The 15,883-nt window shown below is 66.5% G+C and carries 16 protein-coding genes; 6 read left to right on the top strand and 10 right to left on the bottom strand.

Features of this window, described 5'->3' with window-relative positions:
- Window positions 1-49 precede the first annotated feature (49 nt).
- The 4 genes from BAU07_RS21180 to BAU07_RS21165 form a co-directional block, all read right to left on the bottom strand.
- Window positions 50-1,255, bottom strand: coding sequence for a pyridoxal phosphate-dependent aminotransferase (locus BAU07_RS21180; RefSeq protein ID WP_066665608.1), 1,206 nt, complete (start codon window positions 1,253-1,255; stop codon window positions 50-52).
- A 40-nt stretch (window positions 1,256-1,295) separates the two neighbouring features.
- A complete protein-coding gene (locus tag BAU07_RS21175) occupies window positions 1,296-1,808 on the bottom strand; it encodes a LeuD/DmdB family oxidoreductase small subunit (RefSeq protein ID WP_066662102.1) in 513 nt (170 codons plus the stop codon).
- The gene (locus tag BAU07_RS21170; protein WP_066662099.1) at window positions 1,805-3,067 is read right to left on the bottom strand and encodes a 3-isopropylmalate dehydratase large subunit; all 1,263 of its coding nucleotides are present in this window, start codon (window positions 3,065-3,067) and stop codon (window positions 1,805-1,807) included. Before BAU07_RS21170 ends, BAU07_RS21175 begins: the two co-directional genes overlap by 4 nt.
- 219 nt (window positions 3,068-3,286) lie before the next feature.
- Window positions 3,287-4,213 carry a LysR family transcriptional regulator gene (locus BAU07_RS21165; RefSeq protein WP_066662096.1) on the bottom strand — a complete coding sequence of 309 codons (927 nt, stop codon included), beginning with the start codon at window positions 4,211-4,213 and terminating at the stop codon, window positions 3,287-3,289.
- Between the two features lie 147 nt (window positions 4,214-4,360).
- On the opposite strand from BAU07_RS21165, the gene BAU07_RS21160 reads away from it, so the two are divergent.
- The 5 genes from BAU07_RS21160 to BAU07_RS21140 all read left to right on the top strand — a co-directional run bounded on the left by BAU07_RS21160 (window position 4,361) and on the right by BAU07_RS21140 (window position 8,761).
- Window positions 4,361-5,254 (top strand): LysR substrate-binding domain-containing protein, encoded by an 894-nt coding sequence (locus tag BAU07_RS21160; RefSeq protein ID WP_066662093.1) that lies wholly within the window; start codon window positions 4,361-4,363, stop codon window positions 5,252-5,254.
- A 224-nt stretch (window positions 5,255-5,478) separates the two neighbouring features.
- Window positions 5,479-6,408 carry an amino acid ABC transporter substrate-binding protein gene (locus BAU07_RS21155; RefSeq protein WP_066662091.1) on the top strand — a complete coding sequence of 310 codons (930 nt, stop codon included), beginning with the start codon at window positions 5,479-5,481 and terminating at the stop codon, window positions 6,406-6,408.
- A gap of 120 nt (window positions 6,409-6,528) precedes the next feature.
- Window positions 6,529-7,287, top strand: a complete 759-nt coding sequence (locus tag BAU07_RS21150) for an amino acid ABC transporter permease (protein ID WP_066662089.1) — start codon at window positions 6,529-6,531, stop codon at window positions 7,285-7,287.
- Between the two features lie 10 nt (window positions 7,288-7,297).
- A complete protein-coding gene (locus tag BAU07_RS21145; protein ID WP_066662087.1) occupies window positions 7,298-7,990 on the top strand; it encodes an amino acid ABC transporter permease in 693 nt (230 codons plus the stop codon).
- Window positions 7,991-8,023: 33 nt separating this feature from the next.
- Window positions 8,024-8,761, top strand: a complete 738-nt coding sequence (locus BAU07_RS21140; protein ID WP_066662084.1) for an amino acid ABC transporter ATP-binding protein — start codon at window positions 8,024-8,026, stop codon at window positions 8,759-8,761.
- Window positions 8,762-8,921: 160 nt separating this feature from the next.
- On the opposite strand, the gene purU is transcribed toward BAU07_RS21140, so the two are convergent.
- From purU to BAU07_RS21110, 6 genes are all read right to left on the bottom strand, one after another.
- On the bottom strand, window positions 8,922-9,776 hold the full coding sequence (purU, locus tag BAU07_RS21135; RefSeq protein WP_066665607.1) for a formyltetrahydrofolate deformylase: 855 nt from the start codon (window positions 9,774-9,776) through the stop codon (window positions 8,922-8,924).
- A 34-nt stretch (window positions 9,777-9,810) separates the two neighbouring features.
- The gene (locus tag BAU07_RS21130; protein WP_066662082.1) at window positions 9,811-10,920 is read right to left on the bottom strand and encodes an NAD(P)/FAD-dependent oxidoreductase; all 1,110 of its coding nucleotides are present in this window, start codon (window positions 10,918-10,920) and stop codon (window positions 9,811-9,813) included.
- Window positions 10,917-11,447, bottom strand: a complete 531-nt coding sequence (locus tag BAU07_RS21125) for a flavin reductase family protein (protein ID WP_066662080.1) — start codon at window positions 11,445-11,447, stop codon at window positions 10,917-10,919. The genes BAU07_RS21130 and BAU07_RS21125 overlap by 4 nt, the downstream gene beginning before the upstream one ends.
- Window positions 11,448-11,495: 48 nt before the next feature.
- On the bottom strand, window positions 11,496-12,137 hold the full coding sequence (gene pdxH / locus BAU07_RS21120; protein ID WP_066662079.1) for a pyridoxamine 5'-phosphate oxidase: 642 nt from the start codon (window positions 12,135-12,137) through the stop codon (window positions 11,496-11,498).
- An 80-nt stretch (window positions 12,138-12,217) separates the two neighbouring features.
- On the bottom strand, window positions 12,218-12,787 hold the full coding sequence (locus BAU07_RS21115; RefSeq protein ID WP_084026097.1) for a gamma-glutamylcyclotransferase: 570 nt from the start codon (window positions 12,785-12,787) through the stop codon (window positions 12,218-12,220).
- A gap of 137 nt (window positions 12,788-12,924) precedes the next feature.
- The gene (locus tag BAU07_RS21110) at window positions 12,925-14,142 is read right to left on the bottom strand and encodes an MFS transporter (RefSeq protein ID WP_415830326.1); all 1,218 of its coding nucleotides are present in this window, start codon (window positions 14,140-14,142) and stop codon (window positions 12,925-12,927) included.
- Window positions 14,143-14,392: 250 nt separating this feature from the next.
- Between BAU07_RS21110 and BAU07_RS21105 the strand changes: the two genes are divergently transcribed.
- Window positions 14,393-15,874: an ATP-binding protein gene (locus BAU07_RS21105; RefSeq protein WP_066662070.1), complete on the top strand. Its 1,482-nt coding sequence runs from the start codon at window positions 14,393-14,395 to the stop codon at window positions 15,872-15,874.
- Window positions 15,875-15,883: the final 9 nt, after the last annotated feature.

Raw genomic sequence — 15,883 nt, 5'->3', positions numbered from 1 at the left:
GACTTCTGGCCGCGTGGCCGCGGTTCTTCACGTGCCCGTCACCCGGACGTCAGCGCTCGAGCTGGGCGCAGGCGTGCGCCAGGCGCGCGCAGCCTTCTTCCAGCCTTGCCATCGAAGTGGCGAAGGAAATGCGGAAGTACGGCGCTACGCCGTAGGCCGTGCCCTGCAGCACCGCCAGGCCCTGCGCGTCCAGCAGGTACAACACAAAGTCGTCGCTGCTTTCCAGCCGCCTGCCTTGCGGGGTGCGCATGCCCAGCAGCTCCTGGCAGGACGGAAATACGTAAAAGGCGCCCTCCGGCAGATGGCACGATATTCCGGGTATGGCATTGAGTCGTGCCACGATGGCGTCGCGCCGGGACTGGAATTCCGCCGTGCGAGTGCGGATGAAGTCCTGCGGTCCGGTCAGGGCCGCCAAGGCGCCGGCCTGCGCCACGCTGGACGGATTGGACGTGCTCTGCGACTGCAGCTTGACCATGGGCTTGATCAATTCGGACGGTCCCGCGCCGTAGCCGATGCGCCAGCCGGTCATGGCGTACGACTTCGACACGCCGTTGATGGTCAGCGTGCGCGCTTTCAGCTCGGGCTCCACCTGCGCCGGCGTCACGAAGCTGCGGCCGTCGTACAGGATGTGTTCGTAGATGTCGTCGGTCATGACCCATACGTGGGGATGACGCAGCAGGACATCGGTCAACGCCTTCATTTCCTCGCGCGTATAGGCCGCCCCGCTGGGATTGTTGGGCGCATTCATCACCAGCCAGCGGGTGCGGGGCGTAATGGCACGTTCGAGGTCCGCCGGCTGCAGCTTGAATCCCTTCTCCGGCGGGCAGGGCACGAATACCGGTTTGCCGTCGGCCAGCAGCACGATGTCCGGATAGGAAACCCAATAGGGCGTGGGGACGATGACTTCGTCTCCAGGCTCGATGGTGCACATGAAGGCATTGAAGATGACCTGCTTGCCGCCCGTGCCGACGATAACCTCGCCCGGCTGGTAGTCCAGGCCATTGTCGCGGCGGAACTTGTCCGCCACGGCGGCGCGCAGTTCCGGCGTGCCCGCCACGTCGGTGTACTTGGTCTGCCCCGCGGCCAGGGCGACCTGCACGGCGTCCTTGACATGGTCGGGCGTATCGAAGTCCGGCTCGCCGGATGTCAGGCCGACGATGTCGCGGCCCGTCGCGCGAAGTTCGCGAGCGCGTTGGCCCGCCATGGAGCTGGGCGATGGTTTGATGCGGTTGAGCCGTGAGGCGATCTGCAGCATGAAAACGTCCTCGAAGGAGCAATGGAAAAGCGTGGGCGCGTCAGCCGGCGAAGCGGCCATGCGCGCGCAGGTACGGGACCAGGCCGCCGGCCTCCAGCATCTGCAGCATGAATTCGGGCATGGGCGCGCAGGGAATCCGCGTGTGCCCATTGACCTCCAGTTCAAGGCCGCGCTGGCCGTCGGCCGCCAGGCGAAGGCCGTCGCCTTCGCCGACGCCGCGCGTATCCGCTTCGATCGCCAGCAGGCCGTTGTTCATGGCATTGCGCAGATAGGTGCGCGCGAAACTGCGCGCGACGACGGCCTTGATGCCGGCGCCCAGCACCACCGTCACCGCCACTTCCATCGCCGAACCGCAGCCGAAATTGCAGCCCGCGACCAGGATGTCGCCCGGCCGCACCGATGCGGCGAAGCCTGCGTCCAGGTCTTCCAGGAGGTAATTCCGCAGGTGCGCCGGATCGATGCTGTCTTTCTTGCGGTGCGACGAGATGATGGTGTCGGTGCTGATGTCGTCGCCCACGACGCGGGCGCGGCCTTCCAGCGGCAGGAGCTTCATCGCGCGTCCTCCGGTGAGCCGATGCTGCCGGTCGCCGCGGCCCGGCCGCAGAGGCGCGGCGAGGCCAGGTAGATGGCGGCCTGCGCGTTGCCCATTCTTCCCTTGAAGTTGCGGTTGGCGGTGGAGACCACGTTCTGGCCGGCGGCCGGCACGGTGCCGCAGGTGCCGCAGCAGGAGCCGCAACCGGGCGGCTGCAGTTCGGCGCCCAGCGCCTTGAAGGCGTCCAGCGTGCCGTCGCGCTCCAGTTCCTGCTGCACGGCCAGCGAGGCGGGCGTGACGATAACCCGTACCCCGGCGGCGATCCCGCCACCGCTGCGGATTTCAGCCAGCGCCTCGGCATAATCGCGCGCGCGGCCGCCGGTGCAGGTGCCCAGGTAGACCATGTCGACGCGCGTGGACGGCACCCTGGCGGCATCCATGACGTTGTCCACCCGATGCGGTAGCGCGACCTGGGGGACGACCTCGTCCAGCAACAGGGTCAGGGTGCGGACATACTGCGCGTCGTCATCGCGCTGGACTGGCTGCGGCGGCGCCGCACCGCACGCGTGCAGCCATCGCGCCGTGACGGCGTCGCAGGGAAAGATGCCGGCTTTCGCGCCGACCTCCACGGACATATTCGACAGCACGATGCGGTCGTCCATATCGAGCGCCGCGACGCCCGGGCCGGTGAATTCCAGGACCTGGTAGGCCGCGCCATCGGCCCCGAGATCGCGTGCCAGCCTGAGCGCGACGTCCTTGGCCGAAACGCCTTCGCGCAAGGCGCCGTGCAGCGCGACACGGATGGTGTCGGGCACCTTCAGCCAGATCTGCCCGCACAGCATCACCCCCGCCAGGTCGGACGAGCCGATGCCGGTGGCGAAGGCGTTCACTGCCCCGTACGAGGTGCTGTGCGAATCGGCGCCCACCATCAGCAGGCCGGGACGGGCCAGGCCGGTTTCCAGTATCAGCTGGTGGCCAATGCCCGTGCCGGCTTCATGGATGAGGATGCCGTGCCGGCGCCCGTAGGCCCGGGCGCGCGCCTGCAATGCCAGGGCCTTGTCTCCGGACACCGGACCGTAATGGTCCAGCGCGAACACCAGGCGTTCCGGATGGCGGGGCGCCGCGCCGGGACGCATGCTGTGCAGGTAGTCCAGGGCCATCGGAATCGAGCCGTCCGTGCCCATGGCGATGTCCGGCTCGCAAATCGCCAATTCTCCCGCCCGCACCGGCTTGCCCGCTGCGCGGCCCAGGATCTTCTCCGCGATGGTACGGCCCGCCATCGTGTGCCCCTTCTGCCGTCGGCGACGGCCCTAGTTGTCATCCAGCTGAATGCGCAGGAGTATGGCCGCCGCTGGGCGAAAGGAAAAGCGATTTAATATCCGTCTGAAGGCGGAATTTTTTTCATGTATGGCTTGTCCGGCCCAGGCGACGCTCGGCCGGAACGACAGGATTCCTCCATGGACCCGCATGGGCGCTTGGGCAGCCGTTCCAGCGACCCTCTATTCGGCGGACCGATACACCGTCGGGCCGGCGACCGGCTTGGAGAAATCGCAAAGCTGCGCGCACAGGGCGGCCACGGCGGCGCTGAAGGGCGCGATGCTGTCGTCGCCGCGATAGACCGCGTAGTAGGGGATTTCGGGGATAGGCTCGCTGGTATGGAAGACGCGCAGGCGGCCTTGCTCCACCAGATCCGCGAAATACAGCGACGGCAGGTAGCTGACGCCCAGGCCGGACATGGTCAGCGCGGCGAGCGAAATCAGGCTGTTGCCGGAGTACACCTTCCGTATTGGCACATCGTGCGCGCGGAACCACTGCTCGTAGACCGCGTCGACGCCGGAGCGCCCGGACTGCGCGATGATCGGATAACGCGCGATATCGCGCAGCGGCAGCAGATCCGCGCCGTCGAGCATATCCGGCCGGCACATCCAGGACAGCGCCAGCTTCTTCAGGGGCACGGATACGGCGCGCGGGTCGTGAAATACCGGCGGGACGATCACCAGGTCGAGAATGCCGTCATTGAGCTTTTCACAGAGCACGGGACTGAGGTCGATTTCGGGCTCGAACTCGATGCCGGGATAACGTGTCTGGAATGTCTTCAGCAATTCCGGCAGCCACGTCAGGGATACCAGTTCGGTCACCCCGACGCGATAGCGCCGCACCAGCGTATCGGCCTTGCCCATGCCCGTGACCAGCCGGTCGCGGGCTTGCAGGATATCGACGGCATGGGCCAGCAGGTCGCGTCCCGGGCGGGTCAGCCGCGCCGTCCGGCGGCTGCGGTCGAACAGCGCCACCCCGAACAGTTTTTCGAGTTCCCCTATGCGCTTGGAGATCGCCGATTCGCTCGTATAAAGCCTTTCGGCGGCGGCGGCGAAGGTGCCCAGTTCGGCGACCCAGCGTACGGCTTCCAGTTGTTTGAACGTCAGCATGCTTCCCCCTCGTCCTTGCCTGGCGTGCGAGTGTGGCATAACGGCGCGCCGCCTACACGGAGGGCCGCGGCAAGTTGCCGTACAGGCACATGATCATTGATAAAATCGCACATTGCGTCCCGCGGGCCGTCCCTATCCTGGGCACACATGAGAAAAGGCATTCCGAATCTGAGCGCGCTGCAGGCGTTCGAGGCCACCGCGCGCCTGGGCACGTTTTCGCGCGCCGCCGAGGAGCTGTCCCTGACCCACAGCGCTGTCTATCGCCAGGTCGCCAGCCTCGAGGCGCGGCTGGGCGTGCAACTGTTCACCCGTGTCCGGCGCCGTATCGCCTTGACCGATCATGGCGCCGAGTACGCCGGGCGCATCCGGCATCACCTGGACCAGATCGAAAAAGACACCTTCGGCCTGGTCAGCCGCACCGGGATGGGCCGCAGCGTGCATATCGCCGTGGTGCCCACCCTGGCCACCACCTGGCTGATTCCGCGGCTGGCCGGTTTCAATCGCCTGCATCCGGATATCACGGTCAGCCTGTCCGTGCGCACGCTGCCTTTCCAGTTCAAGGACCAGCCTTTCGATGGCGCGCTGTACCATGCCGACCACGTCTGGCCGGGCACTCGGGGGGTGCTGCTGTTCCGCGAGCGGGAATTGATTCCGGTTTGCGCCCCGTCCCTGGCCCAGGCCAGCCGGGAACAGGCGGGCAGCCCCATTGGCGGCATGCCGCACCTGCATCTGAACTCGCGCCCGGACGCCTGGCGCCTGTGGTACACGGAGAATCATTTCCTGTTCGGTCCGCAGGCCGCGGGCGGGCCGCGCTATGAGCTGTTTTCGATGGTGCTCGCCGCCGCGCAGGCCGGGCTGGGGGTAGGGCTGGTGCCACGCTTCCTCGCCGAGGAGCCGCTGCAGCAGGGGTTGGTGGTGACGCCCACGCCGGCGGTCTTGCCGGTGACGCAGGGTTATTACTTCGGCTACCCCGAACGCGTTAGTCGATCGGATGCCTTGCGGACCTTTCAGACATGGCTGCAGGGTGTAGTCTCCGCTTAGTCTTAGACGGAGGTCGTTGCCGGCTTCACGGCCCCCGGACGCCCCCAGGCCGCCTGGAACGCTTAAACGCCGTTGAAAAATGCCACCCGCCTGGGCTTTTCGGACAACGGATCAAAGGGGTAATACCGATTGTTTCCGCTCCTGAATCTGAAACAATAGCTTTCTAGTCTCGGACGGCGGTACCCGCGCCGTCCGGGTGTTTCTCCTGACCATGGGATAACTTCATGAAAAAAACGCTGCTCTTCGCTGCCATCGCCACCGCCACGGCGCTCACGTCGATGTCGGCCCAGGCCGGCCGCCTGGACAACATCAAATCGTCCGGCACCATCTCCCTCGGCTATCGCGACGCCTCGCTGCCGTTTTCCTACCTGGACGATAACCAGAAGCCGATCGGCTATTCCATGGACATCTGCTATGGCGTCGTCAAGGCCGTGGAAAAGAGCGTCGGCAAGCCGCTGAAGGTGAACCTGGTTCCGGTGACGTCGTCCACGCGGATTCCGCTGGTGGCCAACGGCACGGTGGACCTGGAGTGCGGCTCCACCACCAATAACCTGGAGCGCCAGAAGCAGGTCAGTTTCGCGCCCACCACCTTCGTCACGGCCAACCGTTTCGTCGCCAAGAAGTCGTCGAAGCTGGAATCGCTGCAGGATATGAAGGGCAAGACGGTCATCTCCACCGCCGGCACCAGCAATATCAAGTGGGTGACGGAAGCCAATAGCGGCAATGCCAAACTGCTCACTGGCGCGGCGGTACCGGCGCTGGGCATGAATATCATCCCGGCCAAGGATCACGCCGAAGCCTTCCTGACCGTCGAAAGCGGCCGCGCCGCAGCCTTCTTCATGGACGACGTATTGTTGGCCGGCTTGGTGGCGACCTCGCGCAATCCCAAGGAATGGATGATCAGCAAGGAGGCCTACTCGGTCGAGCCCTATGCCATCATCGAGCCCAAGGACGATCCGGCCTTCAAGAAGGTGGTCGATGACGCCGTGGTCGCCATGATCAAGGATGGGACCGTCGAGAAGCTGTACACCAAGTGGTTCCTGTCGCCGATCCCGCCCAAGAACGTCAACCTCGACCTGCCGATGAGCGAGCAACTGAAGAAGGTTCTCGCCAACCCGACGGATTCGGGCGATCCCGCGGCATACAAGCAATAATGGCAACACCCTGAGCGGTGAGGGCCCACCGGCCCTCCCGGCCGCGCCATGGGCGCGGCGTGCCGCTTTTTCCCTGCGCCGGCGCATGATCGCCGGCGCGGCTTTTATGCAGGATCACACATGCATTACAACTGGAACTGGTCCATCTTCTTCCAGATGGCGCCCGACGGGTCGGGTTCCTACCTGGACACGCTGCTGCACGGCCTGGGCTGGACGGTATCGACGGCGCTGCTGGCCTGGGCGCTGGCTTTCTCGCTGGGCTCGGTGATCGGCGTGATGCGCACCACCGACAGCAAGATTGCCCAGCGCATCGGCACGACCTACGTGGAAATCTTCCGCAACGTGCCGCTGCTGGTGCAGATGTTCATCTGGTATTTCGTCGTGCCCGAACTCGTGCCGCGGGCGCTGGGCGATACGATCAAGCAGATGGCGCCGCCCTGGGCCATGTTCTGGCCGGCGGTGCTTTGCCTGGGTTTCTTTACGTCGTCGCGCGTGGCCGAGCAGGTACGCGCCGGCATCGGCTCGCTGCCGCGCGGACAGCGCATGGCGGGCACCGCCATGGGGCTGCGACCGTCGCAGGTCTACCGCTATGTGCTGCTGCCCATGGCTTACCGCATCATCCTGCCGCCGCTGACATCCGAGTTCCTGAACCTGATCAAGAACACGTCCATCGCCTTTACCATCGGCTTGCTGGAACTGACAGGCGCGGCCCGCTCCATGCAGGAATTCAGCTTCCAGGTCTTCGAGGCATTCGCCGGCGCGACCCTGCTGTATTTCGCGCTGAATATCGTCGTGCAGTTCGGCGCGCGCGTGCTGGAGCGGCGCGTGTCGGTTCCCGGCTTCGTCGGCTCGCGCACCACCGGCACCGGCGGCCATTAAGGGGAACGACATGAACGATGGTTTCGATTTTGATGTCATCGCGCGATCGCTGCCCTACCTGTTCCGGGATGGGATGGTGTTCACGCTGAAGCTGACGATATTGTCGGCAATCGGCGGGCTGGTCCTGGGAACGATCCTGGCGATGATGCGCCTGTCCAAGAACCGCCTTTTCAATACGGTCGGGACGGTATACGTCAACGGCTTGCGGGCGCTGCCGCTGCTGCTGGTGATTTTCTGGTTCTACTTCCTGGTGCCGTACATCGGGGCGTGGATCGTGGGTTCCGACCGGCCGTTGGCGGTGGGCGGGTTCACATCGGCCCTGATCACCTTCACGCTGTTCGAAGCGGCCTACTACTGCGAGATCATGCGCGCCGGCATCCAGTCGATTCCCGGCGGACAGGTGGCGGCGGGCCAGGCGCTCGGGTTGCGCTATTTCCAGATCATGCGCCATGTCATTCTGCCGCAGGCCTTCCGCAACATGATGCCGGTATTGCTGACCCAGACCATCGTGCTGTTCCAGGACACGTCGCTGGTCTATGTGCTCTCCTTGACGGACTTCATGGGCGCGGCCGCCAAGGTGGCGCAGCGTGACGGCCGGCTGGTGGAAATGTATTTGTTCGCCGCGGCGGTGTACTTCGTTATCTGCTTCACCGCGTCGCGCCTGGTGAAGCGCTTGCAAACGCGCATGGCGATCGTGCGCTGACGCGCGCGCAATTCAGGGGTTTTCGTGATGGCAATGATAGAAATCAACAACGTCAGCAAGTGGTACGGCAGCTTCCAGGTGCTGACGGATTGCACGGTGTCGGTCGCCAAGGGCGAAGTGGTGGTGGTGTGCGGCCCGTCGGGTTCCGGCAAATCCACGCTGATCAAGACGGTGAACGGCCTGGAGCCGTTCCAGAAAGGCGACATCACCGTGGACGGCACGTCGGTGGGTTCGCCCAAGACCGACCTGCCCAAGCTGCGCTCGCGCGTGGGCATGGTGTTCCAGCATTTCGAGCTCTTCCCGCATCTGTCGGTGACGCAGAACCTGGCGCTGGCCCAGGTCAAGGTCCTGGGCCGCAGCAAGGACGAAGCCATGGCGCGCGGGCTGAAGCTGCTGGACCGCGTTGGCCTGAGCGCCCACAAGGACAAGTTCCCCGGCCAGTTGTCCGGCGGCCAGCAGCAGCGCGTGGCGATCGCCCGCGCCCTGTCGATGGACCCGATCGCGATGTTGTTCGACGAACCCACTTCCGCGCTCGATCCCGAAATGGTGAACGAGGTGCTGGACGTGATGGTCGACCTCGCCCGGGAAGGCATGACCATGATGGTGGTGACCCACGAAATGGGCTTCGCCCGCAAGGTGGCCAACCGGGTCGTCTTCATGGACGTGGGGGGGCATATCGTCGAAGACTGCACCAAGGAAGAATTCTTCGGCAACCTGGAAGCCCGTTCGCCGCGGGCCCAGCAGTTCCTGTCGAAGATCCTGTCGCACTGAGTCGCCGCCTGCGCGGCGGAGCCCGGGCGGACCGGCGTCCGGGCGTCCCGCCGTGGCAGGCCGGACGGCGGCGTCGCGGCTGGCGTTACCGCCCGGCCTCCGTCCGCTTCGCTTGCCGCTTTCGCCGCTTGCCGGGCGCCGCGGTCCCGACCGCGGCGCCCTAGCGGAACACCACCGTCCGGTTGCCGTTCAGCAGGATCCGGTGCTCCACATGGCTGCGCACGGCCCGGGCCAGCACCAGGGACTCGACATCGCTGCCGACCTGGCCCAGGTCCTGGGCCGACATCGTGTGGTCGACGCGTTCGATGTCCTGTTCGATGATCGGGCCCTCGTCGAGGTCGGGCGTCACGTAATGCGCGGTTGCCCCGATGATCTTCACCCCGCGCTGGTGCGCCTGGTGATACGGGCGCGCGCCCTTGAAACTGGGCAGGAAGCTGTGGTGGATATTGATGGCGCGCCCTTCCAGGGCGCGGCATAGATCCTCGGAAAGAATCTGCATATAGCGCGCCAGCACCACCAGGTCGATGCGCGCCGTTTCCACCAGGGCGAGGATCTGCCGTTCCTGCTCGGCCTTGGTGCCGGGCGTTACCGGCAGGTGGTGGAAGGGGATGCCATACGACGCCGCCAGCCCGGCATAATCGGGATGGTTGGAAACAATCGCCGCCACCTCGGCGTGCAACTGTCCGCTGCTCACGCGGAACAGCAGGTCGTTCAGGCAGTGCCCCTGCTTGCTCACCATGATGAGCAGGCGCGCCTTGCGGCGCGCGTCGTGGATCTGCCATTGCATTGCATGCGACGCGGCCAGCGTGCCGAATTTTCCGCGCAGGTCCTCGGGCGCCACCGTGGTCGGCAGGTCGAAATGCACACGCAGGAAGAACCGGCCTGTCTCCTCGTCGCCGAACTGCTGCGAGTCCAGGATATTGCAGCCCAGCTCGAACAGCAGGCCGCTGACCCGGTAGACGATGCCCGTGCGGTCGGGGCAGGAGAGGGTAAGGATGTAGTCGTTATGTTGCATGGTGGGCGCCGCGGAAGGCGCGATGTCGATGGGGTCAGGCACGCAGGGCGGCCACGGTTTCCTCGGCGATTGCCAGGCAGGACGTCAGTCCCGGCGATTCGATGCCGAACAGGCTTGCCAGTCCAGCCACGCCGTGGCGTGCCGGGCCGGCGATCATGAAGTCCGCAGCAGGTTCGTGCGGGCCGGAAATCTTGGGCCGGATGCCGGTGTATCCGGGGGCCAGCGCACCGTCCGGCAGGTCGGGCCAGTAGCTTCGTACCGCGGCATAGAACACGTCGGCGCGGCGCGGATCCAGCGTGTAGTCCTCGCTTTCTATCCATTCCGTATCGGGCCCGAACTTGGCCTGCCCGCCCATGTCCAGCGTCAGGTGCACGCCCAGGCCGGCGTGTTGCGGCACCGGGTAGATCAGGCGCGAAAACGGCGCCCGGCCGGCCAGCGTGAAGTAGCTGCCCTTGCACAGGTATTCGCGCGGAATGGAGCCGGCGGGTACGCCTTCGATGCGGCGCGCCACCGTGGGCGCATGCAGGCCGGCGGCGTTGACCAGGGTCGTGCAGGACAGGCTCATCGCCTCGTCGCCGCCGAAGCGCAGGTCGAAGCCGCCTTCGGCGCGCACGCTGCCGGACAGCAGCGGCGTGTGAAAGACACATTGCGCCCCGGCGTTTTCCGCGTCGCCCTGCAGCGCCAGCATCAGGGCGTGGCTGTCGACGATGCCCGTCGAGGGCGACAGCAGGGCTGCGGTGCATTGCAGCGCGGGCTCCATGCGGACGGCCTCGGCGCCTGAAATACGTTCCATGTCGTCGACGCCGTTGGCCCTGGCGCGCCGTGCGATATCGTCGAGCAGGGCCGCCTGCGCGGCGTCGGTGGCGACGATCAGCTTGCCGAGGCGGCGATGCGGAATGCCCCGTTCGGCGCAGTAGTCGTACAGCATGTGCTTGCCGCGCACGCACAGCGTCGCCTTCAGGCTGCCGGCGGGGTAATAGATACCGGCGTGGATGACCTCGGAGTTGCGCGAGCTGGTGCCCGTGCCGATGCCCTCCGTGGCTTCGGCCACCAGCACCTCGCGCCCCGCCATGGCCAGGGCGCGGGCGACGGCCAGCCCGACCACGCCCGCGCCGACGACGACGCAATCGATGTCGGTGCTCATGCTTCCGTATTCTCTGAATCGGCGGTGGCCGCCGCCGGCGTCAGGTCGAAGCCGCCGGCATGGTAGACCAGCGGCAGGGCGCCGCTATGGCCGCAATGCTCCACCTGGCCGACCATGATGATGTGGTCGCCTTCTTCATAGCGGCTGCGGTTATAGCACTCGAACCAGGCGGCGCAGTGCTGGTCCAGCATGCGCGTCCCCCCCGGCGCGCGCACGTCGCGCATCCCGGCATACCGTTCCAGCAGGTTGCCGCGGGCGAAGCGCTCGGCCAGGGCCAGTTGGTCCGCCGCCAGCACATTGACGACATAGCGTTCGCAGCGCATGAAGGCTTCCCGCGAGGCCGACGCCGTGGACAGGCTCCACAGGATCAAGGGGGGATCCAGCGATACCGAATTGAAGGAGCTGACCGTCAGCCCCAGCGGTGCGCCGTCCGGCGCGCTGGCCGTGACCACCGTGACGCCGGTGGCGAAGCGGCCCAGGGCGGTGCGGAAATATCCTGCGTCGAAATCGGGAGAGGATGCGGACATGCGGGGATGCTTCGTAGAGAGCCGGAAGAAGGCCAGCGTCAACAGGCCCTAGGGCGAAAGCCGGACGATGCGCCAGGGATGGCCGGGCGGCGTGCCCTGCGACTCGTAGACCAGCCGGTCATGCAGGCGCGAAGGCCGTCCCTGCCAGAATTCGAAGCGGTCCGGCACCAGGCGGTAGCCGCCCCAGTGGTCCGGCCGCGGCGGGGAGTCGCCATAGCGCTGCTGACAGTCCGCCAGTGAGGCTTCCAGCACCTCGCGGGTCACCGGCTGGCTCTGCTTCGAGGCCCAGGCGCCCAGGCGCGAGCCCAGCGGACGGCTGTGGAAATACGCGTCGGATTCCTCGGGCATCGTCTTTTCCACCCGGCCCTCGATGCGCACCTGCCGTTCCAGCGGTTGCCAGAAGAACAGCAGGCACGCCCTCGGGTTGTGCGCCAGTTCCTGTCCCTTGCGCGATTCATAGTTGGTATAGAACACGAATCCGCGTTCGTCGGCGCCCTTGACGAGGACGATGCGCGCCGACGGCCGGCCCTGGCCATCGACCGTCGCCAGCGTCATGGCGTTCGGTTCGGGCACTTCGGCGGCCAGCGCTTCGTCGAACCAGGCGGCGAACTGGTCGAAGGGCGATGCCGCGGCATCGCTTTCCAGTAGAACGTTTTTTTCGTAGCTTTGGCGCAGATCAGCGATAGTCATGGCAGGTTCCGCGCAGCACGGCTGCGTCAGCGGGTGGCGAAGCCACCAGTTTACCGCCCTTGCGCGAGGAAGCCCGGGCGTCAGCCTTCCGGAAGCGTATGGCGCTGTGCCGCCAGCAGGCCGGCCACGCGGGCCAGCCGGGCGTCGTGGATGCCGGCGGCGTGCAGTGCCTCGGCCGTATGCAGTACGTAGTCGATGCAGGGGCCATAGCGGCCGCTGGCGCGCCGCACGATCGCCAGTATCTCGGCTTCAGGCAGGGCAGGGATATAGGCAGGGTTGCTGCGGTTCATCACGAATACCAGCGCCTTGACGGTGCCGGCTTCGGTTTGGCAGGAGAGCCAGCGCGGCAGATAGGCCCCGGTGGACATCTCGCGCTGCCAAAGGGCGGGGAAGAAACGCGGCACGACGGCGCCCGGCAGGCGGTACACCACGCCGCGGCACGAGCCGCCCCGGTCCAGGGCGAAGACCAGCCCCGGCGACTCAGGGGTGCCGCGATTCACGCGCGACCACAGGCACAGGGCGCGATGGTAGCCCCGCAGCGTGGCCAGCCGGCGTCCCTCGTAATCGAATTCCGGACGCCAGATCAGCGAGCCGTAACCGAAGACCCACACATCCTCGCCTTCCCGCCAATGCCGCAAGGCGGTCTCCATGGAGGCCTGCCGCTCCTGCGCCGTCCACAAACGGAATGGCAGGCCGGCGCCACCCGTGGGTCCGGCATCGGGGGGGACGGCATCGAGGGGGATGGCATCGGAGGGCACGGCATCGGGATTGCCGTTATCGGCCGGCGTCACGGTTCCGCCCTCCCATCCGGCTCGCCCGGCGGCTTGCGGTTCAGCCACCCCCCGGTGGCCAGCGCCAGGGCATAGGCCCAGAACAGGGGCGCCACGCCAATGACGGCGCCCAGCGCGCCGAAGGTGAGGGGCAAGGACACCTGGGAGCCGTTGATCAAGGCCATGCGCAGCCCCACCGCCTCCGCCGCGCGGCCGGGCGGGGAGTGCTGGTGCAAGAGGGCCAGGATGCTGGGCTGGCTGGAGCCCAGCGCCAGTCCGAGCGCGAAGGACAGCGAGATCAGGATGACAACGTCGGTGAAAAACGGGTAAATCATGAAGTCGGCCGCCGCCGTGCCCATGGCCACGCGGATCAGGGTCCAGGAGCGTACCCGGCGCTGTACGAAGGGCAATGCGAGCCGGATGACGAAAGTTGCTGCAGAAAAGGAGGCCAATATGATGCCGATGGTAGTGGCCGACAGCCCGATGGCGACGCCGAACAGCGGCACGACGAATAGGTGGCTGTCCCAGGCTCCCGATAGGATAGTGTTGACCAATAGAATGCGCCGCAGGGGCGGCAGGGCCAGCAGCTCCGTAACCCGCCGCCGCTCGGCGTCCCGCACGGCGCCCGGTATGCGGCCCTGTCCCAGGTGGCGCCGCACCCGGTACAGTCCGGCGGCGGCTCCCAGTGGCCCCAGCGCCAGGAGGCCGAAGGCCGAATCGCTGCCCATGTGGTCGATCGCCACCCCGCCGAACAGCGGACCGGCAAAGCCGGAGGCCGCCAGGGCCAGCGACATCCACGAGAAATTGCGCAAGCGGTGGTGCGGACGGGTCTGGCCCAACACGTTCTGCGTCGCGACCTGGTGCAGCATGAAGCCGATACCGATGCAACATGAGGCCAACAGCAGCGAAATGCGGGTAGGCGCTACGGCGGGCGCCAGGGTACCCACCACGATGAGCGCGGTACCGATGAACATGGGCTGCCTGATACCCACCTCGTCCACCCATCTCCCGGCTTTGACCGAGAAAATCATGGGAAGTACGGCGAAAACCGCGATCAATACGCCGACTGTCAGGGTCGACAGGCCCAGGTGCAGGGCGCTCAGCGAGACGGTCACCCGTCCCCCGGTCAAGGCCACATGATTGAGCATGGCGATCAGGCATAGCGACACGGCTCCGGAGGCGGAGGTGGCGATAGGCGCGATGGGGGAGGAAGAGGCAGGCTGTGGCACGGTCAGATTAGTCTTATTCTGTCCCTATCTTCTTGCTATGTCGAGCCGACCAGGGCACCCAGAAGCGCCAGCAACATTTTTGCAACAGCCGGGGGCGGCCGCGGAGAGGGGGCCACGTTCCCGCTGTGTCGCAAGGCGTAAAGATTATGAAACCATGGCGCAATCGCCGCCGCGGGCTGCGCGGTATGGGTAAGATGCCCGCCGGATCACCATCGTCCGGACAAGGCGCGCCACCTCCGTGCCGAGCGGCGCCACCATGAGACTAGGCATCACCTTCAAGCTCTTCCTGGCCATCCTGGCCACCTCGCTGGCCGTGACCCTGGCCATGGGGACGGCCGTGCGCTGGAACTTCGAGCGCCATTTCTTTTCGTACGTAAAGGAACGTGAGCTGCGGCGGGTGGAGCGGATGCGGATGTCCCTGGCGGACTTGTATCGGGAACGGGGCAACTGGGAAGCCCTGCGCGGCAATCCATCGCTCTGGAACCACATCTTGACGGTCCCGCCCATGGAGCCTGGCGTGCGGCGGCTTCCCACGCATGGCGGGGTGATCGAATGGCTCTCGGAGTTCGATCCCAATGTGGCCCCGCCGGGGCCGGCCGCGGAACCGTCCGCCTTCGACGACTGGTCCCGGGGCCGCGACTTCCTGGCCCTGCCCTTTACCTTGCTCGACAACCAGCTCCGCGTCGTCGCCGGCTATTCGGCGCCGATGCCCGGCGCGCCGCGCCGGCCCATCGACGTGGACGGCATGACGGTGGGATGGCTGGTGACGCCATTTCCCAATCGCCTGCCCAGCGAAGCCGACCAGCGCTTCCAGCGCGAGCAGTCCGAGGCCACCTGGGTCATCGGCATGCTGGCGGCCCTGCTGGCCGCGGCCGTCAGTATTTCGCTGGCGCGCATCTTCCTGGCGCCGGTGCGGCGCCTGGCCAGCGCCACGCACCGCCTGTCCGCCGGCGACTACGCGACCCGCGTCAACGTCACCTCGGCCGACGAGCTGGGCCGCCTGGGCCAGGACTTCAACCGCCTGGCGCATACCCTGGAACGCAACGAGGCGCTGCGGCGCGAAATGGTCGCCGATATCTCGCATGAACTGCGCACGCCGCTGGCGGTGCTGCGCGGCGAGATGGAAGCGCTGCAGGACGGCGTGCGGCCGTTTACACCCGCGGCCCTCACGTCATTGCAGTCGGAAGTCACCATGCTCAGCAAGCTGATCGACGACCTGTACGAACTTGCACTGGCCGACGTGGGCGCGCTCTCGTACCGCATGTTGCCGCTCGACATGGGCAGCATCGCGGAGCACGCGGTGGATGCGTTCCGTGAGCGATTCGGCGCGCGCCGCCTGCGCCTCGAGACGGATATCCCTGCCGGGCCGCGTGTGATCGAAGGCGACGCGCAGCGTCTGACCCAGCTGATGAACAATTTGCTGGAAAACACGCTGCGCTACACCGATCCGGACGGCATCGTGCGCGTGTCCGTGCGGGCCGAGGGCCATGTCCTGGCCGTCGAATGCGAGGACTCCGCGCCGGGAGTGCCGGAACCGCTCCTGCCACGGCTGTTCGATCGGCTGTTCCGCGTCGACGCCTCGCGTTCGCGCGAAAGCGGCGGCGCCGGCCTGGGCCTGGCCATTTGCCAGCGCATCGTCGAATCGCACCGCGGCAGCATCCAGGCGCTGCCCTCGGCGCTGGGCGGCCTGCGCGTGCGCATCGTGTTTCCCCTGGCCGCGCCGGCCGAATCGATTTGATACCGTAGG

Origin of the sequence: Bordetella flabilis (assembly GCF_001676725.1) — a bacterium.
GTDB lineage: Bacteria > Pseudomonadota > Gammaproteobacteria > Burkholderiales > Burkholderiaceae_B > Bordetella_C > Bordetella_C flabilis.
This window is presented reverse-complemented; position numbering and strand designations above follow the sequence as displayed.